General features: G+C 34.6%; 18 protein-coding genes. 10 read left to right on the forward strand and 8 right to left on the reverse strand.

The window, feature by feature from the left end; all coding sequences use genetic code 11:
* Positions 1-508 precede the first annotated feature (508 nt).
* Positions 509-4,621 (forward strand): HYR domain-containing protein, encoded by a 4,113-nt coding sequence (locus tag C8C83_RS24035; RefSeq protein WP_132011936.1) that lies wholly within the window; start codon positions 509-511, stop codon positions 4,619-4,621.
* Positions 4,622-4,748: 127 nt separating this feature from the next.
* On the opposite strand, the gene C8C83_RS24040 is transcribed toward C8C83_RS24035, so the two are convergent.
* On the reverse strand, positions 4,749-5,777 hold the full coding sequence (locus C8C83_RS24040) for a rod shape-determining protein (RefSeq protein ID WP_121331063.1): 1,029 nt from the start codon (positions 5,775-5,777) through the stop codon (positions 4,749-4,751).
* A 264-nt stretch (positions 5,778-6,041) separates the two neighbouring features.
* Positions 6,042-6,740, reverse strand: a complete 699-nt coding sequence (locus tag C8C83_RS24045) for a DUF1826 domain-containing protein (protein ID WP_121331064.1) — start codon at positions 6,738-6,740, stop codon at positions 6,042-6,044.
* A 417-nt stretch (positions 6,741-7,157) separates the two neighbouring features.
* On the opposite strand from C8C83_RS24045, the gene C8C83_RS24050 reads away from it, so the two are divergent.
* On the forward strand, positions 7,158-7,952 hold the full coding sequence (locus C8C83_RS24050) for a polysaccharide lyase (RefSeq protein WP_121331065.1): 795 nt from the start codon (positions 7,158-7,160) through the stop codon (positions 7,950-7,952).
* Positions 7,953-8,075: 123 nt separating this feature from the next.
* Here C8C83_RS24050 and C8C83_RS24055 read toward each other — a convergent pair whose 3' ends face one another.
* Positions 8,076-9,164 (reverse strand): NADH:flavin oxidoreductase, encoded by a 1,089-nt coding sequence (locus C8C83_RS24055; RefSeq protein WP_132011937.1) that lies wholly within the window; start codon positions 9,162-9,164, stop codon positions 8,076-8,078.
* Positions 9,165-9,442: 278 nt separating this feature from the next.
* On the opposite strand from C8C83_RS24055, the gene C8C83_RS24060 reads away from it, so the two are divergent.
* From C8C83_RS24060 to C8C83_RS24070, 3 genes are all read left to right on the forward strand, one after another.
* The gene (locus tag C8C83_RS24060) at positions 9,443-9,808 is read left to right on the forward strand and encodes a DsrE family protein (RefSeq protein WP_121331066.1); all 366 of its coding nucleotides are present in this window, start codon (positions 9,443-9,445) and stop codon (positions 9,806-9,808) included.
* A gap of 265 nt (positions 9,809-10,073) precedes the next feature.
* The gene (locus C8C83_RS24065) at positions 10,074-10,541 is read left to right on the forward strand and encodes a nucleoside deaminase (protein ID WP_121331067.1); all 468 of its coding nucleotides are present in this window, start codon (positions 10,074-10,076) and stop codon (positions 10,539-10,541) included.
* Positions 10,542-10,547: 6 nt separating this feature from the next.
* Positions 10,548-11,429, forward strand: coding sequence for a helix-turn-helix transcriptional regulator (locus C8C83_RS24070; RefSeq protein ID WP_121331068.1), 882 nt, complete (start codon positions 10,548-10,550; stop codon positions 11,427-11,429).
* 10 nt (positions 11,430-11,439) lie between these two features.
* On the opposite strand, the gene C8C83_RS24075 is transcribed toward C8C83_RS24070, so the two are convergent.
* Positions 11,440-12,627, reverse strand: coding sequence for an MFS transporter (locus tag C8C83_RS24075; protein ID WP_121331069.1), 1,188 nt, complete (start codon positions 12,625-12,627; stop codon positions 11,440-11,442).
* Positions 12,628-12,723: 96 nt separating this feature from the next.
* Between C8C83_RS24075 and C8C83_RS24080 the strand changes: the two genes are divergently transcribed.
* Complete coding sequence (locus C8C83_RS24080; protein WP_233566195.1) at positions 12,724-13,680, forward strand: AraC family transcriptional regulator; 957 nt, start codon at positions 12,724-12,726, stop codon at positions 13,678-13,680.
* Between the two features lie 307 nt (positions 13,681-13,987).
* Here the strand turns inward: C8C83_RS24080 and C8C83_RS24085 are convergent, their stop codons facing one another.
* Together C8C83_RS24085 and C8C83_RS24090 are read right to left on the reverse strand one after the other, a co-directional pair.
* The gene (locus tag C8C83_RS24085) at positions 13,988-14,746 is read right to left on the reverse strand and encodes a carbonic anhydrase family protein (RefSeq protein ID WP_233566196.1); all 759 of its coding nucleotides are present in this window, start codon (positions 14,744-14,746) and stop codon (positions 13,988-13,990) included.
* Positions 14,747-14,894: 148 nt separating this feature from the next.
* On the reverse strand, positions 14,895-15,248 hold the full coding sequence (locus C8C83_RS24090; protein ID WP_121331070.1) for a helix-turn-helix domain-containing protein: 354 nt from the start codon (positions 15,246-15,248) through the stop codon (positions 14,895-14,897).
* A 106-nt stretch (positions 15,249-15,354) separates the two neighbouring features.
* On the opposite strand from C8C83_RS24090, the gene C8C83_RS24095 reads away from it, so the two are divergent.
* Positions 15,355-16,098 (forward strand): SDR family oxidoreductase, encoded by a 744-nt coding sequence (locus tag C8C83_RS24095; protein ID WP_121331071.1) that lies wholly within the window; start codon positions 15,355-15,357, stop codon positions 16,096-16,098.
* A 122-nt stretch (positions 16,099-16,220) separates the two neighbouring features.
* Here the strand turns inward: C8C83_RS24095 and C8C83_RS24100 are convergent, their stop codons facing one another.
* On the reverse strand, positions 16,221-17,243 hold the full coding sequence (locus tag C8C83_RS24100; RefSeq protein WP_121331072.1) for an LLM class flavin-dependent oxidoreductase: 1,023 nt from the start codon (positions 17,241-17,243) through the stop codon (positions 16,221-16,223).
* A 114-nt stretch (positions 17,244-17,357) separates the two neighbouring features.
* Positions 17,358-19,754 carry an outer membrane beta-barrel family protein gene (locus tag C8C83_RS24105; RefSeq protein WP_121331073.1) on the reverse strand — a complete coding sequence of 799 codons (2,397 nt, stop codon included), beginning with the start codon at positions 19,752-19,754 and terminating at the stop codon, positions 17,358-17,360.
* A 285-nt stretch (positions 19,755-20,039) separates the two neighbouring features.
* On the opposite strand from C8C83_RS24105, the gene C8C83_RS24110 reads away from it, so the two are divergent.
* The 3 genes from C8C83_RS24110 to C8C83_RS24120 are packed head-to-tail and all read left to right on the forward strand — an operon-like array spanning position 20,040 to position 22,510.
* Positions 20,040-21,365 carry a HAMP domain-containing sensor histidine kinase gene (locus C8C83_RS24110; protein ID WP_121331074.1) on the forward strand — a complete coding sequence of 442 codons (1,326 nt, stop codon included), beginning with the start codon at positions 20,040-20,042 and terminating at the stop codon, positions 21,363-21,365.
* Positions 21,362-22,060 (forward strand): response regulator transcription factor, encoded by a 699-nt coding sequence (locus C8C83_RS24115; RefSeq protein ID WP_121331075.1) that lies wholly within the window; start codon positions 21,362-21,364, stop codon positions 22,058-22,060. The genes C8C83_RS24110 and C8C83_RS24115 overlap by 4 nt, the downstream gene beginning before the upstream one ends.
* 18 nt (positions 22,061-22,078) lie before the next feature.
* Positions 22,079-22,510 (forward strand): hypothetical protein, encoded by a 432-nt coding sequence (locus C8C83_RS24120; RefSeq protein WP_121331076.1) that lies wholly within the window; start codon positions 22,079-22,081, stop codon positions 22,508-22,510.
* Positions 22,511-22,539 lie beyond the last annotated feature (29 nt).

Below are 22,539 nucleotides of genomic sequence, written 5' to 3' on the forward strand. Positions count from 1 at the left end.
ATTAAAAACAAATCGAAATTAAAAAAAATAAATAATATACTACAGGGTAAAAACACCTGTTTTGCATTGATTCATCTTTTTTATCTCTTTTAAGCAGTAAATTGTACCTCTTGATTTATTTTATTTTAAAAAACTGCTAAAAGCATATATCTGTTAGCTGCAAACCTTGAAAACAATAATAGATTTTTCACAAATATATATGCTCATTATAGATCTCAATTATGGCAAAACCGTAAAATTTTGTGCGTAATTCTTTCTGCTATTTTCCTTTTCTTCCTTATCAAATTCAAGTATTCAAGTATTTGCTATCCTCTAAATCTTACAAGTTTTTTTTATCAATATGGTTAATTTACTGAATAAATTGATTAATTTTAATCTTAAAATTCCTAAATAAAGACAGTAAATTTATAAATTTTATAATAATAGCTTAACTTTAAAGGTCCTAAATTTGAATTCTAACAACCTTATTTTTTAACAAATGAAACACTTTTACCAAACTCGCCATCTCATGGCCTTTTTAAGTCTTTTTTGGTGCTTCTCAATGTCCTTATTTGCACAAGGAACATCTCCGGCACCTCAAAATTTGCCTTATGTACAAGATTTTTCCTTATTAGAAGCGACCTCTACCGCATATCCCTCAGGATTACAGGGTTGGACAGCAAGTACAATTCCCGGAAGTTCATACAATACAAACGCTGTCTTAGTAGGAGATCGAGCGCTAACAGCCAGCAGCTCTGCTTCTACCACAAGTGGTAATATTCATAATTACAATGGAAAAATTGGATTTTTAAATTCCGGTTCATTAGACTTAACAATTGGTTTAGCAATTAACACATTGACAAAGTCAGGCATCGTAGTACAATATGATGCGATGGTAATTCGTAATCCTTATGACGGAACTGCCAACACTCGTATTAATGAAATGGTTTTGCAATATCGAATAGGAGAATCTTCAGTTTTTACTACTTTGCCTTCGACTTCATATTTAAGCAATACTGTTAAACAAACGACTTCCGGAGTTACTTCTCCTTTAAATCCCGTTACGATTAGTGTAATTTTACCGACTGAATGCGACAATCAGCCGGTTGTACAATTAAGATGGATTTCCAGACAAAATTCAGGCGCAGGTTCTCGTCCTTCTTTTGCTATTGATAATATTACGATTCAAAATGACACTACTCCGCCTGCATACGCTGATGGATATCCTAAAATAGAAAATATCCTATCCAATGGTTTTGATTTTTCAACTCAACTAAACGAAACTGGAAAAACATATTTTGTATTATTAGCATCAGGAAGTTCAAAACCAAGCGCTTCTCAAATCAAATCAGGTTTGGATGCCAATGGAAATGCCGCTTTACAATCTGGTATATTTGATGTGACCGACAAAACTTTGGCTTACACTAAAAGTATTTCCAATTTAACTATTGATACAGATTACGTTGTTTACGCTATTTCAGAAGATTCTTATGGCAATATTCAAACTGACAGTAATCAGCTGAATGTAAAAACCTCTAATGTTTTAGTACCTTCAATATCCATAACAAAGAATATAATAGATTTTGGTTTTTCAGAACAAAATTTTGCATCCAAAACAAGCAGTTATCAAATTCAGGCGCTTCATCTTAATGATGTAGTTACTGTTACTGCTTCAAATAATTTTACAATTTCAAAAAATCCAAATGATAGTTTCCAATCTTCTTTGGTTTTTAATGTACAAGATTTTGATACTAATAATACTCCAACGGTTTATGTGCGATTCACACCTAATGGAACTGGTAATTTTTCGGGACAAATAGACCATCAAACTTCAGGAGCAAGTACAAAAACGGTATTATTAACCGGTACAGGAATCAATCCTTATTCTCAAAATTTTAATGATGTAAATGTACTTACAAACAGTGGCTGGACTGCTTATAGCGTTGCAGGTGATAAAATTAAATGGGCAAGTACAAGCAGCCGTTTTAATAGTTCACCAGCAGCAGTCTCCATAAATGGTTATGCCGAAAACGGAGCTAGTAAGGATTGGTTAATTTCACCTCGATTACATTTAGATAGTTTCGATAAATTTCCATTATTATCTTTTTATTCCCGTAAATTCTATTCGGGTCCAAACTTAAAATTAATGGTTTCTGTTAATTATGACGGAACAAGCAGCCCTGAAACTGCTACATGGACAGAAATTGAAGGTGATTTCCCTTTAACTACAGGAGTTTTTAAAGCGTCTAACTTCATCAATTTAAGTGCTTATAAATCTGATAACACTTATATCGCGTGGGTATATGAAACTACTGCTTCAGGTGCAGATAATGCAGCCGAATGGACAATTGATGATGTAAGTATTACCAATGAAGCAACATTTTTAGCTTCTAATCCGAATTTAAATTTTAGCGAAACAAACGCAAATTCAACTTCAGACAGTCAATCGTTTATTTTCATGGCTGGAGGTTATGGTGATTTTACGATTTCTGCACCAACCAATTTTCAATTAGCGCTTGACAATACTAATTTTCAATCCAGTATTACTGTTTCTGCAAATGATGCATTAGTTGGTAAAACTATTTATGCACGTTTTGCTCCTTCAGTAAAAGCATTAAGTTTAGAAGGCTCTTTAACGGTTACATCTACCGGATTAAACCAACAAATAGGTCGTTTTACAGGTTCTTCTTTTCCAAAATCTGAAACTTTTGATATTGTAAGTTACAACTTAGAGTTTTTTGGAAGTGATGTAGTTGGAACAAGCGGAGAATTTGGTCCAATTGACGATGCATTGCAAGTTGAAAATGTAGCTAAAGTAATGAATAAATTAAACGCCGATGTTTATGTCGTTCAGGAAGTTTCTGATGAAGCTGCTTTGGAATCTTTGATTCAGAAAATAAGCGTAAATGGTAAAACATTTGACAAAAGTATTTCTCCGGCGTGGTCTTATTCATTTTCGCCACCAGATCCTCTTTTCCCTCCTCAAAAACTAGTGGTTATTTACAATACACAAACAACCAAAGTAAATAAAACACGCGTTATGTTTAACACTTTGTACGATAATATTCGTGCAGGAAATACCAGTTTACCTAATTATCCTGGTGGTAATAGTTCTAGTTTCTTTGCTTCCGGACGTTTGCCTTATTTAGTGAATGTTGAAACGAACATTAACGGCGTTAAAAAAGAAATCAACATTATCGATCTTCATGGTCGCGCCAATAGCGGAACTGATATTTCGAAATATAACATGCGTAAATACGACGCTGAATTATTAAAAGATAGTTTAGATGTAGAATTTCCTGATGCAAACTTTATGATTCTGGGAGATTATAATGATGATGTCGATGTATCTGTTATTACTCCGAATCCTTCTTCGTATCAAAAAATAGTAGAAGATACTGCTCGTTATAATGCTTTAACTTTAGAAATTAGTAAAGCAGGAGCTTATAGTTACTTAGCTTCGGGAGGATTTTTAGATCATATTATTATTTCTAATGAACTGACAAACGAGTATATTCCAAATTCTACTACTGTTTATGATCCGCGTTTGGATATTCCGAATTATGTGAATACAACCTCTGATCACGGACCTGTTATTGCACGTTTTGATTTTAAGAAAGCAGCGCAAAGCATAAACTTCCCTTCTATCACTATTACAGATGCTACATCTTATGATCTAAATGCTACAGCAACATCTAGTTTAGCAGTTACTTATGCAAGTTCTAATGAAGCTATTGCAAAAATTAGTAACGGAAAAATCCAGGTAATTAGCGCAGGAACAGTAACAATTACAGCTTCTCAATCAGGAAACGAATATTATTTGGCTGCAGCCGATGTTACTCAGTCTTTAACCATAACTGACACAAAATTACCTGTTATTACAGCACCTGCAACAATAACGCAAAGTAATGATACAGGAATATGCGGAGCAAAAATTACCTATGTAGCTCCAGTAGGAACCGACAATTTTCCGGGAGCAACTACGGTTCAAACTGCAGGATTAGCTTCTGGTACTGTATTTCCGGTTGGAGTAACAACAAATACATTTAAAGTAACTGATGCGTCTGGAAATACAGCAACAACCTCATTTAATGTAATTGTAAAAGACACTGAATTACCAATATTAAGCTGTCAGGAAAACATTATCCAGAAAAAAGATAACAGAATAAATGGTGCGGTAGTAACCTATTCTACTCCTTTAGCAACTGATAACTGTTCTGCTATTACCGTTACACAAACATCAGGATTGAAATCAGGAAGTGTTTTCCCAATGGGTATTACTACCAATACTTTCAAAGTAGTTGATGCAGCAGGAAATACAACAAGTTGTTCTTTTACTGTAAATATTGTAAAAACTTTACCACCAGATTGTGAACCAAACGGAGGAGTTTCGATAAAAGCATATCCTAATCCTGCAACTGACTTTGTCAATTTTACGGTTAAAGCAGACAAACCAAAAAATATGACAATAAAATTGTATGACATATTTGGATTTCAGGTTGTTACACCAGTAGAAATAACAGGAAATGCAACTGAAAACACCGTACAAATAGATATCAGTCGTCTTTGGAGAGGTATTTATATTTACACTTTAAGTAGTGGTAACAAAATACTATCTATTAATAAAATCATCAAAAAATAAAATAACTTACCTTATATTAAAAATGCCGGATTCCTTTAAAGAGTCCGGCATTTTTTGTATCCTGTAATTTTGGATTCTTTCGCATCTAGAGCTAAGTTTTGTCTAAAACAGATGCAACAAAATCTTTCTATTTTATAAGTACACTTTTATATTTAGCTATATTTTTTAAAACAATGCCGGTGCCTCTAACCACCGCTCTTAAAGGATCTTCTGCAATAAATACGGGTAATTCTGTCTTCTGTGATATTCGTTTATCAAGACCGCGCAACAGTGCTCCTCCTCCTGCGAGATATAATCCTGCATTATAAATGTCGGCAGCAAGTTCCGGCGGCGTCAATGAAAGCGTCACCATAATGGCATCTTCAATTCTTTGTATTGATTTATCTAAAGCTCTTGCAATTTCACGATAACTAACGTGTACCTCCTTAGGTTTTCCGGTAAGAAGATCCCTTCCGCGAACCGTTATGTCATCAGGAGCCGTTTCAAGTTCTTCCATAGCAGCTCCAACATCAATTTTTATTGCCTCTGCAGACGCCTCTCCAATATACAAATTATGGTGAGTTCTCATGTAATACAAGATATCATTGGTAAAAACATCACCGGCAATTTTTATCGATTTGTCGCAAATTATACCTCCAAGAGCAATAACGGCAATTTCGGTAGTTCCTCCTCCAACATCCACAATGATGTTTCCTTGAGGAAGCATAACATCCAGCCCCATTCCAATCGCAGCTGCCATAGGCTCATGAATTAAAAATACTTCTTTACCATTTACTCTTTCGCAAGACTCCTTTACTGCTCTCATTTCCACTTCCGTTATACCACTGGGAATACATACAATCATTCGCAATGCAGGAGTAAAAAAGTTTTTCTTCAATTCTGGTATGTTTTTTATAAACCAGCTGATCATTTTTTCCGAAGCATCAAAATCAGCAATAACGCCATCTTTTAGCGGTCGGATTGTTTTAATATTTTCATGTGTTTTACCCTGCATTAAACTAGCTTCTTTACCTACAGCGATAATTTTTCCATTCCTGATATCTCTTGCCACAATTGATGGACTATCTACTACGATTTTTCCGTCATAAATTATTAAAGTATTAGCCGTTCCTAAATCCATAGCTATTTCCACTATCATAAAATCAAATAAGCCCATAATATAGTTTTGTTTAAGAACGCTTTTGTTACTGCTTTATTCTCTAAAAACACGAAAATTTAACTACAATTCTTGCTCTCTGGCTGATATTTAGGTAAAAAACGAATTACAACTAACCAATTTTATAATTTTATTAATGAGAATTTTTGTTCAATGAGGCTCAATTTTTCTTTGTAAAGTAGTTGATTAGAAAAACGAAATATAGAAGTATTAATTTGAGATCATCAGGATACAAGAAGATTGTAATCCTTAAATTTTATTTCCTTAACAAATCAGCAACAACCTATATTCTCCTTCATTTTCTATTGGTGCTCTATGAATACAAGGCAAAACTTCTTGTTTTGGATGATCTACGGCCAATCGCCAAAGATGTCCTAAACCCAGATTAACAAGTTCTGCATCTGCATTTAGCTGATAATGCAGATCGAAATAATTTTCCTTCAAAAAGTCTTCGAATTCTTCTTCTGGTCCATCATGCAGCTCTTTTAACTTTGTTCGGATTTCCGGAATCAGGATTTTTTGTTCTGCTCCCGAATTAGAAACAATATCACTTGCCGCTCCGTGATACGTACATAAAAAAGTATCTGTTGCAATGGGCGAACGGTCAACATGAAACGAATACACATCTGTCGATATGAAATCAAATTCGTCGTCACGTTCATAACACTTTAGTAAATTAAGAGAAGGCGAAGCGCCAAAATCCGTTAATAATTGCAAATCGTTTAAGATTATTTCTCTTGCTATATTTCCCTTTTCTGATAATTGGAGCGCTATTAGATCCTCGGGATAAACTTCGGTTATGTTATCTTCTAAAGACAATTGCGCTACAATCTCATTAAAATCGCCATCCAAATTTCTGTACCAGCATAATGCGTTCCTTTCTCCTTTGAAATCAGTATTTATAAGCTCAGAAAAAGTAGAAACTAGTCCTATTTGGCTGTTGTCAGAAAATGTATTGTTCATCGTATATCTTAAGAAGCAAGTTACTTTATAGATTACAAAATTATATAATAGTAATCAGTTGCGGTGTTTTTATTGTTATAAACATTAGCTCCAAATCTCATTAAGTTAAATACTATATATAATCTTATTTGCAACATAAGATACTAAATCATTAATTATCTGAATCTTATACATTCTTTTTCACCTCTTTTTACTAATACTCATTTTAAAACCTAAAAAATAGGCAGAAAATACCACTTCGGGATTTCTGTGTACCCAAAATCGTACTTTTTTAATCCATTTACAAATTGTTATTAATCAACTTTGCTATATCAATTACTAATCTCATTGATACTGATTTTGAAAATTATTAAAAGCTTTCTATTTCATTATCAACGATGTAATTGTTATTTTTTTACTAACCCTAAACCTTTAAAAATGAAAAAATTATTAAAATTAACAAGTTTGCTTTTTATTACAGCATTAGTGTTTAACTCCTGCGAAAAGGAACAAGATTTAAATGCGCAGCAAAGCGTTAACAAAGACGAGAGCCAAATCGTCAACAATGAATTACAACAAAACACTAAAAAAGCCGCCGCATCAGCTGCTGCTGCATTAGCAGGTAGTGCCGGATCGAGAACAATCACTTTGCAAACCAATACATTATCATGTCCGGGTGGTTTGTGTACGTCTTATGGAGTTTGGTCTGAAGGTGTTTACACGGTTTGGTTCCAAATGAAATTTAATTCGGGATTTTACTGGAGCCGAGGCGGTAAATGCGGATACGGTATATTAATTGGTGACCAAAACACTGGTGGTGATCCGGGATGGGATGGAAATGGCGGAAGTGCCAGATTCATGTGGTATTGCCCAAATGGATCCAATTCTGCTAAAGGAAGCGGAGCTTATCTTCAGCCTTATGTGTATTATAGAGATCAGCCGGGGCAATTTGGTAATGATTTCGGAAAAAAATACTTCATCCAAGAAGGAGTTACTTATAACTGTCAGATATCTGTTAAGTTAAATACGGGATCTAGCACAAACGGATATGTCAAATATTATGTAAATGGAACAGAATTATTGAATCAAACCATTCGTTGGGTAACTAACGATTCTAAGCGAAATGTAAATGCAGTAAGTCTACACACTTTCCGAGGCGGAAGTCAGGAATATTGGAAAGCTCCGGTAACAAGTTCTATTACTTATCCAAGCGCGTCTTGGGATGCGCAATAGTTGTTATTCACTTTAAAACAATTTTGGTCGGAATAAAATAAAATCCAGCAACAAAATGATTTATAAATTATTCCGTAAAAGCCAATCACAAAAAAGCCCATTTCTTAGGAAATGGGCTTTTTTTTATAATGAACCTGCTTTTACAAAAGTCTGCCAACCACGCATTGTATCAATAAAACGTTCACTTAATCCGCCTTGACGCAAATAATCTGCCATTACAGGTAATTGCGGACTATCGTACATTGCGTCTGCTTTTACCTGAAGCGGAAAATCACGCTGAAGAATCGCTGCACGAGCAATAAGTACAAAATCACAACCTTCATCCAGAAGTTCTCCGGCACGTTGCGCACTCATAATTTTTCCTGCAGCACCTAAACGTACTCCCTTACGGGGAAGTTCGGTAAAAACGCTCAACATAGTTTTGCCTTTAAAAGTTCCTTCACGAACGATTTGAGCCGAATCCCACAAAGCTAAATCTAAATAATCGATTAATTCCCGATCAAAAATATCCGCGGTCACTTCCCGTAATTCCTCCAAAAGAAGTCCGTATCGCTCAATCGACAATCGCCATCCAATTTGAAAATCCGGGCCGCAAGCTTTGCGAATTCCTTCAATAACTTCAATTGTAAAACGAGCACGATTCTCCAGACTTCCACCGTATTTATCGGTTCTATCATTCAAATTTGGAGACATAAATTCCGAAAGAATCCATCCAAAAGCACCATGAACTGAAATTCCGTCAAATCCTGCCAGTTGAGCCCTTTTCGCAGCAGCGATAAAACTATCCTGAATTCGTTCTACTTCTTCGGTTGTAATTGCTTTGATTCCTTCTACTGTTTTTCCCGATGCAGGAGCCGGAATCCCTCCTATTGAAGCTTTGGCACGATGTCCGGCGTGATGCAATTGCACCGCTGATAATCCGCCTCCATTGCGAATAGAAGTTGCCATTTTGCTTAAACCCGATAAATGATTATCACTATGAATCCCTAACTGGCGCTCGAAAGCTATACCTCCGGCTTCTACGGTTGAGGCGCTGGTTTGAATTAATCCGTAACCGCCTTGAGAAAGTTGTTCCATCCAATATTGGTCGTATTCAGATGCTGTACCATCAAAATCACTTTGCTGACTCGTTAACGGCGCTAACATAAAACGATTTCTCATTGCCGAACCATGCAGCAAACTAAGAGGTTTAAATAAATCAGAAACAGACATATTATTTATTTTTTAAAGTTCTACTTATGTGAATTATTATCTGATGCAAAGTTGCTTAGAGATTGCTTCGGAAGAAATGGAGAATTTTTACTTTATAATGGACGTTTTGAATCTAATTTTCCAAAGTCATATTTTATTCTAAGTTTTTAAATCCTACCAATAACAGTATCTCGTAAGAAATCTGATGCTGAAAAAATTCTCCATCATAAAGTAAATTTCATCCATTCTTTAGCGACAATTGCTGCCGGATCTTTGCCCTGTTAATAAAAATTAATCAAATGAAAAAAACAGCAATTATTATTCTGTCTGATCCAAAAGTAGGTTCAGAAGAAGCGTTAGGACGTGTATTCAATGCTTTAGCATCAGCATATGAATTCAAACACGAAGGTGAAGATGTCAAAATTATTTTTCAGGGTGCAGGTATTAGATGGCCTGAACAACTGGAAAAACCTGAACATCCGGTTCACGCTCTTTATAACGAAGTAAAAGATCATGTTCACGGTCTTTCTAAAGGTTGCGTTGCCGTATTTGGTACTGAAATTTCAGGTTATGAATTATTGAATGATAATGAAGTTCCGGGAACTCCGGGTTTGCCAAGTTTTGTTAACCTTAGAAAAGAAGGTTACGAAATTTTGATTTTCTAACTCTGTTTTAAACTGTCCTCTTATTCTTTTAGAGGACAGTTTTTAATCATGTAAAAAAATGTTAAACACATCGAAACATAGATTTTATGTGCAAAAAAAAGGAGACAAAAAGAAATACATTTCTTTCACATAGCTTACTATGTGTATTTAGATTAAGTGAAACGCCTTATTTTAGTTTATCCCGATGCTTCGGGACTATGTTTCTATGTGTTAAAAAAATATACCTTTATAAAATCAAACGTAAATGACCTTTAAATTATAAATTATGCAAAAGGAATTTCAAGATTATATGCATCAATGTTTGGATCTTGCTAAAACTGCTTTGGCAGAAGGTAATCCGCCTGTGGGTGCCATTATTGTTTTAGATAAAAAAGTAATTGGTACAGGTATCGAATCAGGAAAATCAACTGGAGACATTACCAATCATGCCGAAATAATGGCAATTAGAGACGCGTTAAAAAATGGATTTTCAGATAAACTACATTTGGCAAAAATGTACACTACACATGAACCTTGTATTATGTGTTCGTATATGATTCGCCATCACAAAATACCTGAAATCGTTTATGGTACAAGTGTTCCTTATGTTGGCGGTTTCACATCAAAATACAATGTTTTGGCAACAGAAGATGTTCCGAAATGGGGAAATAAACCAAAAGTTATCGGCGATATTTGTACAGAAGAATGCAATGCTCTTAATGCTCAATTTTTAGAATTATTAAACAAATCGTGAATCGTTATGTTATCACAATCTGTATATACGCTGGTTAATCAGCAAAATGGCAACTTATCATTCAAAGTATTTGAGTTTGATAACAGTAGTTATTTTGATCATATTCAGCGCAATAATTACTTTACGTTGATTCTTATTACGTCAGGCGAAGGATTAGCTAAGGTTGATCTTTCCGAATATAGTTTTAAAGAAAATACTTTGTTTGCTTTTTATCCATATCAGCCTTTTATGTTGGCTTCAGAAGGAGTTTTGACCGGAATTTCTATTCAGTTTCATCATGATTTTTTCTGCATATACAGAAATCACAAAGAGATCGCCGCAAATGGTATTTTGTTCAACAATATTTATCAGCAGCCTTTTATACTTCTAGATCAAAATAATAAACAAACGCTCCTAAATATCGTTAACGAAATTATCGCCGAATTGAAAATGGAAGCTTTGAGAAAAGATGAGGTTTTGGTTTCTTATCTCAAAATATTTTTAGTGCTTGCAACCCGAATAAAACTCGAGCAACAAACTATTAACAATGAAGTTCGCAATGACAAACAATTGCTTATTATCCAAAACTTAAGAAATGCAATTGAAGATAATTTCCGAACCAAACATTCTGCAAGTGAATATGCCGATATGCTTCATGTAACGCCTGTTGTGCTTGCACGAGCTGCAAAAAATCACTTCAACATGACACTTTCTGACTTGATAACCGAAAGAATCATTGTCGAAGCAAAAAGAGAACTATATCTCACAAACAAAACCGTAAAAGAGATTGCTTATGAACTTGGTTATGATGATGAGTATTATTTTAGCCGTGTATTCAAAGGCAAAACTGATATCTCACCACAATTATATCGAGACACAATAGGTTTTAACCGAGCAGCTTTGAGCTAGTTTCCGCTAATTAATTCTTCGGTTTATACTTCACATACATCATTGCAGCCATAAGCACAATAAATGCCGCAGTTGCATACAAAATACTTGGACTATAATAATAAATAGCCGCCGCCAACAACGGAATAAACACATTAATAGCCGACTGTAAACTTTGGTTTACACCCTGCAATTTCCCTTGTTTACTTTCTTCTACAGATTGCGATAATTTGCCATTGTATGTTGGATCAAATAAACCTTCGCCCGAAATAATACAGATTACCGCAAGTGAAATTAGTACTGTCGAATGTACATAAACGCTTAACAGAATTAATCCTAGACCAATTCCTAAAATAATTAAACCTGTAGTTCCGATATTTTTCTCGTTGAAATGTTTCAATAACCAAGGCAACAAAACAGCTCTGGTAAGAATATCACAAATGCCAACAAAGGTTAAAATTCCACCAATAAATCCGGGAGTCCATTGGTAAATATCTTTTAAGAAAAGGGTAAAATTAAACTGAAATATACTTAAACCTATATAGAATAAAACGCCTAAAATAAGTAAAGGTTTGAGTCCTTTTAGTTTGAAAATTTCATTAAAATGAGAAAAAGTATTAAAACTGGAAACCGATAAATGTTTGGTTCGTTTTTCGGGAGCCAATGATTCGGGCAAAAGAAAATAAACCGCTACACCAGAAAGAAATATTAAAACCGCTGTTACAAAAAATGGTAATCCGATTGATATACTTCCTAATAATCCGCCCAAAGCAGGTCCGCCAATTTTTCCTATTCCCATAACGGCGCCAATATATCCAAACCATTTGGCTCTTTCTTTAGGTTCAGTTGTATCAGCTATATAAGCGAATAAAATACTGATATTTCCCGCTGTAAGTCCGTCGATTATTCGTCCAAGGAAAAGAATCCATAATGCGCCGCCAATTCCAAACAAAATATAGCCAATTACAGAACCAAGCAAACTGATCAAAAGGATATTTTTTCTTCCGTATCTGTCGCTCAATGCTCCAAAAACCGGTGCCGAAAAAAAGGAACATACTGCAAAAACCGACATCAGTAAACTCATGCCTATAACTACTTGTTGAGAGGGTAAATACTTGCTTATCAAAAAAGGAAGAAGCGGCAATACAATAGAAAAACCAATGGAATTCAAAAGAACGATTCCTATAATAATCCACAATTTATATTTCTTAGATTTCATGATTTTAAAAACTTTTAAATTATGGTACAAATTTATTCACTACATTAGAGTCAAAATAATCTTATTAGGCATAAAAATAGCCGTAAAAGACATTTTATGATTCAAAAGCAAACTGTGCCAAATGTTCTAAAAGCATTTGCTCATTTATTGAATACAGAAATAAAAGACTGGAAACTGGAAATTCCTGAAAAGTTTGGAAGAGGATATTGTATTGGCTTTAGGTTTAATGCCAATATCAGAATGATCATTTCTAATTATGAGCTTAATGAAGATATAATTGTCGAAAATATAGATCTCGATCATTCGAAGAAAACACTATTTTTTAAGTTTCAGAATATCTTTCCTGTAGCAGAAACTTTGCCTGGAGAAGTGTTGTTAAAAACCCTTCCATCGGTTTTAATCGGAACTAGTAGTTTGAATACCGATGCTGTAATTCCCATTCATACCAATACTGCGACTATCAATATTGAGATAAATGCTGATTATTTGAGCGAACTATTTGAAATTTCTGAAACATCAACGATTTTATACAATCTGTTACAGAATAAGCAGCCTTTGTTATTCGAACAAATGTTATATCCTTCTTTACAGAAAATTGCAGATGAAATTATATCAGAATCTGTTACAAAAACTTTCAAGCTATTTTTTCTAAGAATAAAAGCCGAAGAACTGATTTGCCGATTATTAATTGAATTAGAAAAAAGAGATACAAAACAACTCTATACTTTAAACCCTAATGATGTTGAAAAAATCTACAAAGCAAAACAGCAAATGCTTGAAAATCTAAGCATTCCGCCTGTAATTAACGATCTTGCCGTTTCTGCTAATATGAGTCCTACCAAACTGAAGAATTTATTTAAGCAGATTTTCGGGAATAGTATTTTCAATTATTATCAGGAATTTAGAATGAAAGAAGCTGCAATACTTCTAAAACAAGGAGATTTATCCGTTTCTGATGTTGGTTACAAATTAGGTTTCACCAATTTAAGTCATTTTTCGAAAGTCTTTGTTGCTCATATTGGTGTTAAACCGAAACAGTATAGTAAATTGTAAATTAGAATTCTAATAATAGTAAAGACACAAAATCGAGAAGATTTTGTCATTTCGACGGAGGAGACCCGAGCGATAGCGAACAGACGAAGTAAATCTTCACAAGTAACTCTGTAAAGAGAATCCAATCTTTGTCGAGCTTCTCGTGGAGATTTCTCCTCCGTCGAAATGACAATATTGAGGTATATTTAGATTACGCAAACCTTTGTCAAAGTTTAAAACTTTGACAAAGGTATCCATAGTTCTATAAATCTATCGCTAAGTTTTTTGTCAAGAAACTTAGCGTCTTAATGTCTTTACCAGATTAATTTTATTTTAAAAACTCTACTCTGCCTGTTTTCATATTATATACGGCTCCGCAAATAATTATTTCGCCCTTTTTTTCCATCTCTTTCAAAATTGGACTTCTCTCTCTAATTTCCGCTATCGAATGATACACATTTGCGTCACAAACTGCCTCTACAAACTCTTCATTATCAGCTTTGGCTTGTCCTTTAAAATCTTTTTTAGCTGTTGCAATTGCAGGTTGTATTTTATCCAGTAAAGTTGTGATGTTTCCTAGTTTTACATTTTTAATGGCTGATATAACTGCTCCGCAATATTCGTGTCCTAATACAACTACTACTCTGGCTCCGGATACTTTGCAAGAATATTCAAGACTTCCCAATATATCATCATTGACGATATTTCCCGCAACTCTGGCAACAAACAAATTACCTAAACCACTGTGAAATACATCTTCAACGGGAACTCGGGAATCGAGACAAGATAATACAACTGCTTTAGGAAATTGACCTAACGAGGCATTTCGAACACGTTCGGTCGTATTTCGAACTGTTAAATTATCTTCGACAAAATCTTTATTTCCTTGTTTTAAACGATTAATCACATCGATTGGTTTCAGTTTGGCTTGTTCTTCTGCGGTGAGAGGTTCCGTAACTAAGATGTGATCTTTTTTTATTGATACCGTATTTACAGTATCATTTTGCACTTGGGCTTGTGACGATGCTTTTTCTTTTCCGCAAGACACCATCAAAAGAATAGCAATAATTAATATACTTTTTTCCATAATAATGTAATTTAATATTTGATTAATAAGTGTATGGTTTATACTTATAAAATTAAAAAATATTTTGCAATGTAAAAACAGTATATATACTGAAAATCAATAATCTAAATTATTGATAATAATACTCAAATACTTTTAAGAAGAAGATTTATCTGTTTCCTGTAATCATTTTTCGATGTTCTATTCCCCAAGCTGTAAGTTTCTTTATGATCTCTTTTAATGTCAAGCCATACTCTGTTAGCTGATATTGAACACTTATAGGCTGAGTATCTAAAACAGTTCGGCTTATGAGTTGATTCATCTCTAACTCTTTTAATTCTTTACTCAGCATTTTATTTGAAATGCCGCTAACATCACTTAAAATATCCGAAAATCTTCTTTTGTTGTAATAACAGATAGAGGAAATAATCGAAATTTTCCATTTTCCGTTCAACACATCCATGGCATCATGAACTGCCATAATCTCTTTTTTATGTCCTAATTGACATTCACTGTCTTCCATAAGTTACCTTGTTACTCAAATGTTACTGTTACTTTTTGTTACAAAGTAACTAAAATAAATCTACCTGTACTAACTTTGCTCTATTAATACTAAAAATTACATAGAAATGGATTTCACAAACAAAAATGTCATCATAATTGGCGGAACTACAGGAATTGGATTAGCGACTGCTAAAGAATTTATAAATTCAGGAGCAAACGTTTGGATTACAGGAAGAAATAGCGAAAATCTTCAAAAAGCAGCAACCGAAATTAACAGCACTAAATTGACTACTGTAGTTTCAGACACTTCAAATTTGGCAGATATCTCTCTTTTGATAAATGCGTTTTCAGAAAGTAAAAGAGAATTAAATGTTCTTTTCCTAAATGCAGGAATTGGAACATTCGCAACAATTGATCAGGTAACAGAGGCTGATTTTGATGCTCAGTTTAACACCAACGTTAAAGGTCACTTTTTTACTCTGCAAAAATTACTTCCTTATTTAGCAAACGGCGCTTCGGTCGTATTTACTTCGTCAACAGTAGCAACGACCTCAAATTTATCAACCAGTATTTATTCTGCCACAAAAGGAGCGTTAAATAAAATTGCTCAAATTGCAGCAAATGAACTTGCAGAACGAAAAATCCGTGTCAACATCGTGAGCCCCGGACCTATCGAAACTCCCGGATTAGATACAGTTGTTCCTGCTGAAGCAAAAGAATATCTTGCAAATGCTGTAGCGCTTCAAAGATTAGGAGATCCAAGCGAAATAGCCAAAACGGTACTATTCTTGTCTTCTGATGCGGCGAGTTTTATCTCGGGAACTGAAATAGTAGTTGATGGAGGTTTTATCAATTATGCACTTAAATAAAACAAGCTTTTATTTGCTTAAAACTTGATCGGAACCAATAATCTATTGACTTTAAACAAATTAAACGCAAAAAAGCTCTCTTAAAAAAATAAGAGAGCTTTTTATGTTTGTTTTGAAGTTGTTTATCGCCAGCCCATTTCCGGAGCAATATGTTCAAGTATCGACGACAATATATGAACATTGTATTCAACGCCCAATGTATTTGGTATTGTCAGCAACAACGTATCGGCTTCCTGAATGGCTTCGTCTTGTTTCAACTCGGCGATGAGTTTATCAGGTTCAGCAGCATAGCTTTTTCCGAAGATTGCTCGTTTATCACTTTCGATGTTACCAAAACTGTCTGATCCTCTGCCTTGATCGCCAAAGTACATTTTGTCCTGATCGTTCATTAATGCAAAAATAGAACGGCTAACTGAAACTCGTGGTTCACGGTCATGTCCGGCTTTTTTCCATGCTTCTTTATACAACCTGATTTGTTCTGCTTGCTGAATATGGAAAGGTTTACCGTTTTCGTCGTACTTCAAGGTAGAACTTTGCAGATACATTCCGTTTTCAGCAGCCCAAACAGCGGTTGCATTAGACGCAGCTCCCCACCAGATTCTATCTCGTAATCCTTCTGAATGTGGTTCCAAACGCAACAAACCTGGAGGATTAGGAAACATAGGAAATGGATTTGGCTCAGCAAATCCTTCTCCTTTAAGCCTTTCTAAGAACTCTAAAGCTTTTTTACGTCCCATATCAGCATCTGTCTCGCCTTTTTCAGGTTCATAACCAAAAGCGCGCCAACCGTCAATAACCTGTTCCGGTGATCCTCTACTGATTCCTAATTGCAAACGTCCTTCTGAAATTAAATCAGCGGCACTGGCATCTTCAACCATATACAAGGGATTCTCGTAACGCATATCGATAACTCCTGTTCCAATTTCTATTTTGCTCGTTTTAGCGCCAATTGCTGCGAGTAACGGAAAAGGCGATGCCAATTGTCGGGCAAAATGATGTACTCGAAAATAAGCACCATCCAAACCAATTTCTTCTGCAGCAACTGCCAAATCAATAGATTGAAGAAGTGTATCGCTAGCCGTACGAGCTTTATAGGAAGGATGATTCGCCCAATGTCCAAACGACAAAAATCCTATTTTTTTCATAGATAGCTTTATTATTATTTACTATCTCAAATATACGCATCATTATCGAGTATTTCTAAGCGCTATTCATTTTATCGAAAAAACCAATTCCTAACAAAATGAACTTTTTTTTGACTATAATCTTTGCTGTTCTTCGGTTTGTCCTTCTTTCTTTTTATTTTCCAACTTCTGGTTTCCAAAATTATATTTAAAGCCTAATCTAATGCTTTGACTATCACCATAGGACAAAAAATAGTTGTATTGATCTGCATAATCTGTAGCGACTTTTTCCTTTTCGCCACGATAGATATCTGAAAGGATCGCGTATATTTCGCCATTACTTTTCCATATTTTCTTTCGAATAGAAGCCGAAAGATTTGAGGTTTCGCTAAAAACAAATGTACCCTGAACTGATGATGAATTGTATTGAAAATTTAATTCTGCGGTTAATTCTTTCTTTTTATTCAGAACAAAATGGTTGCTGATACTTGTATTATAAGTAGGTTTTCCGTTTTTGTATAAGTTCCCGTCTCTGCCCTGAAAACGATCTTCGACATAACTTAATCCAGCCTGAATTCCGGATTCCCAGAAATCATAGAAAGTAAGATTGGTATTAAATTCCAGTCCAAAGGCAAAATCTTTTTTAATATTCGTAAAATGATACACCAACATATTGGTTTCATAATCCTGATACGAAATTTCCATCGAAGGATCTTTTTCTAAGCGGTAAAAAAGATCAAAATTGTATTTGTTTTTCAGCGTATAAAGTAAACTAAGATTGTGACTTATCGTTGGCAATAATTTTGGATCGCCCGTAAAATAAGAATATGAATTATAATACGAACGAAACGGATTTAATCTGCTGTATTGCGGACGCGTAATTCGTTTTCCGTACGAAATTCCAATTTCATGACCTTCTGTTGGTTTGTAAAGCCCGTAAAATGTTGGGAAAAGCTTGAAATAATGCTGTTCATTAACTTCAAAAGTTGTCACCGAATTTCCTTTCAGACTTGTGTATTCGCCACGTAAACCCGCTTTCAGGCTCCATTTTCCAAATTCTTTATCATAACTTGTATATCCTGCCAAAATAGATTCATCATAAAGAAAAAGACTTGTTCTGTTTGGATTATTCACGAATTCGCCATTGATTTCGTCTTTATAATCAAGATTACTTTTGGCTTGTACATTTCCGAATTTTAATCCGGCTTCAAAAGTGCCGTTTTTTTCATTCGAATAATCGGTCTGGGCCGAAAAAAGCTGAATATCCTGTACATTATCACTGATAAAACGTGTTGTACGATAAGGACTTTCGTCGGGAAGCGAAAAAGCAGAAGCAATATCCTGACGTTCCTGACGCCAATATGTTGTATAATCTGCCATTACAGATATTTTCTCTTTTGCATCAAATAAATGATCGAAAGACATATTATAAGCGTTATTTCGTAACGGAGTTCTACGATTATTTCGGGTTACATAAAGGGAATCCAAAGCTCCATTTGCTCCGTAAATAAACGTTGGAACAGTAAAATCGCCCATTTGTTTAGGCGTTATTAATCCAGTTCCTCCGGCAGAAATTGTATTTAGCGAATCAATTTCGTAAGAAGCCTGAAGTCGATAAGAATGTTGTTGCAATGATTTTGATTTGCGTCTCATGATACTTTCCCAGCGAGAATCGATCGAACCATCTTCTTTTAGATAATGCACAACATCTGTTCCTTCATTGACATATACGCCAGCTCCAAAGCCATATCTTCCGGCAAGAGACAATTTTTTTCCTTTATAAAACTGGTTTGTCGACACAACTCCCTTTGGATAAATAGATTGCACATATGCCGTATTTACAGAACCTTTATACCCTAATGATATATTCTTTTTTAGTTTAATGTTCAAAACGGCACTTCCCTGCGCTTCGTATTTTGCAGGCGGATTGGTAATTACTTCTATCGATTTTACCTCTTCTCCACTTGTATTTTCAAGAAATTGCTTTAGTTCTTCTCCACTCAAATAGACTTTTTTGTCATTGATGGTTACAAGTATACTTTGGCTTCCGCGAATGCTAATTGCTCCCGTAGAACTTGTCGTTACGCTTGGTGTTTTGCTTAAAATTTCCCAAGCATTGTTTGAAGAAAGTGATGAATTTTCTACAGCAAACTCGAGTCTGTCCGTCAATCGTTTTACAATAGGCTTTTTTGAGGTAATGGTAACTCCGTCAAGATTATTTGAAATTTCTTTTAAAGAAAGGATTCCCAAAACGGTATCATTTTGAATGGTTATCTTTTTGAAATATTCCTCAAAACCAACTGTTTTCAATTTTAGCAGATAATTCCCTTTTATTATTCCGCTTAAGCGAAATTCTCCGGATTCTTTGGTCTGCGTTTCTTTATAACGTATAGAATCTTTTGTCTGCAAAAGCAAGACATCTGAAAAAGGTACGGCTTGATTAGAGCCGTCGATTACCTTTCCAGACAGGGAAACTTCTTGCGAATATCCCGCAAAAGAACCCCACAACAGTAACATGATTAATTTTTTCATTGATGATTTATTTGATGCAAATCTCTTTAAATCATTTTCCGAAAATGGTTAATATAGGGTTAACGAAGGGTTAAACACCAGAAGATGAAAACTGGATTGTAAACGCAAAAAAGCTTTTGATAAAGACAATTTAATCGTGACGCGGGTTTGCCTGATTTATGGTTTACAAATTTGGTTAAAGTACGGTTAACGGTGGTATTTTTAATCCGAGAAAGTTAAAAATGCAATAGCTTTGCTTTAGTAAAACAAACTGATTTCCTTTCTTAATCAAAACTTTGAAAACAGATGAAAAGAAAAATAATGCTTTTAATTGGTGCCTGTATTTTTACAGTAATTGCTTTGGCTACAATTCAAGGCTATTTTATCTACAATATTTATAAATTAAATGAAAAGGAAATAAATACGGCCATTAAAAAGCAAATTGCCCGACTGGAAGACACTAATGAATGTGAAAATCTGAACGATACCTGGATATTACAATCAAAAAAATATGTAAAGAAATATGTGAAGGGAAATGCAACAAAGCAAGATTATACCAAATACATTATTAGCAACAGAGATTCGCTTTCGAGAGCCATGAATGCTTACATGAAAAGGAATGCGCAACCTGGAGATTATCCTATTAGTTATTCGGTTTATATCAATTCAGTTGCAATCGTGAATCATGGAAAACCGGAGACTTTGTTTAATGGAAAAATATTAGTTCTGGCTAATGATACTTTAAAAAAGAACCAAATTCTCTCTTCGATGGGGCGTTCGGAAACTCAAAATACGGAAGACGAACTTACAATCGTTGTAAAAAGTGATCGTTATTATAATTTTGAGAAATTGCAGCAAACTATTATTTCTAAAATGACAGGTTTATTAATCTTTTCCGTTGTATTAATGGCGTTTGTGGTTTTCTTATATTATATGTCACTCAAAAACCTCATCACTCAAAAACGAATTGCAGATATCAAAACTGATTTTGTCAACAATATTACGCATGAGTTTCAAACGCCACTTGCAACAATGGATCTTGCCATTAAAACATTACAGCGAAAAGACGCACAAATGAGTCCGGAGCATTATAAAAATACGCTCGCTATGATTGCAAGGCAAAATGAAAGACTGCAAAAATTATTTCGTCAGGTAACCGAAGCTTCTGTAACGCCTATCGCCGGCAAAGATGTCATTCAGGTTACGAGTGAAGAAATTAAGGATATGATTGCAGATTTCGAACTTTCGAGACCTGATATAACTATTGAATTTACAAGTCAAAAAGAAGCTTTTACCATTTCAATGGATCGTTTTCACTTTAATACGATTTTGATAAATCTTTTGGACAATGCGGTAAAATATGGCGCTTTTAAAATTTTGGTCGACTTAAAACTAACGACAGGAAACTTTATTCTTGCTGTAACAGACAACGGAAAAGGGATTCCTGTTCAGGAGCAGGTTTCGATTTTTGATAAATTTTACAGAGTCGAAAAAGGGAATATTCACAATAACAAAGGTCTTGGCCTTGGGTTATTCTATATTAAACAATTGGTACAAACGTATAAAGGAACTATTAGCGTTAAAAGCGAAGAACAAAAAGGATCTTTATTCACCATTACAATTCCGGTATGAAACATCATATTTTATTAGTCGAGGACGATTTTGATTATGCTTCTATATTAAGGCAATATCTTGAATTTTCAGGCTTTAATGTAACCTGGGCAAAAGACGGTAAGGAAGCTTTGAAAATTTTTCCGGATACGAAACCTGATATCTGTATTCTGGATGTCATGATGCCTCACATGGACGGTTTTACGCTGGCTGAAAACATTATTGACAAACACGCCGAAACTCCTTTTATCTTTTTGACAGCAAAAGGTTTTAAAGAAGATAAAATAAAAGGTTTGCGTCTTGGCGCCGATGATTATGTGGTGAAACCTTTTGAAGTCGAAGAATTGATTTTGCGAATTCAAAATATTCTAAGGCGAAGTCAAAAACCAGTCGTAAAGAATGCACCGGAACCTATGGTATTTTCTATTGGGAAATATGTTTTTGATGGTGACAATTATACGCTTTCGCATGAAAAAATCACACAAAAGATTACCGAAAAAGAGGCACAATTGATTCGGTTTTTATATGCCAATAAAAATAAACTGGTCAAACGCGAAGATATTCTAAAGGAAATCTGGGGCAATGATGACTTCTTTTCCGGTCGAAGCATGGACGTTTTTATCAGCCGTCTTCGGAAATATTTTAGCGAAGATCCAGACATTTCTATTCCCAGCGTTCGAGGTCTGGGATTTAAATTTAATAGCAACAATGAATAAAAATTTAAAAATTCTATTATGAAAATCATCTTATTACTAACCCTTTTAATTTGGGGAACTTTAGCTCAGGCACAAACAGCAACTGCAACTGCGGGAAATACAACTGTTGTTGCAAAAGCGCCTTCCACACAAACAAAAACGACAAGATCTTCTTCATCTGTTTCGATTTCTAATTCAGATGATTCTTATTCTTTACTGGCAAATTTCGATGCTTCGAAAAGTAAAAAATTAGAAAAATTATTGTCTGATAACTTAGACAACGATATGGAATCAACTGAGCGTGGCAGCAAAATCTGGAAGAAAGACAACAATGGCGAAACTGCTTATTCTTTTGTATTAAAAGAAGGAAAATTAAAAGTCAGCATTGATAAAGAATTAGTTTCTAATGAAACCTTTGAGAAATTAAAAACATTAGGAGATAAAATTTCTGAAACACTTTCAAAAAACTAAAAGTTACTTTTTAGATTTCAAAATCACTA

Source organism: Flavobacterium sp. 90, assembly GCF_004339525.1.
Taxonomy (GTDB): Bacteria; Bacteroidota; Bacteroidia; order Flavobacteriales; family Flavobacteriaceae; genus Flavobacterium.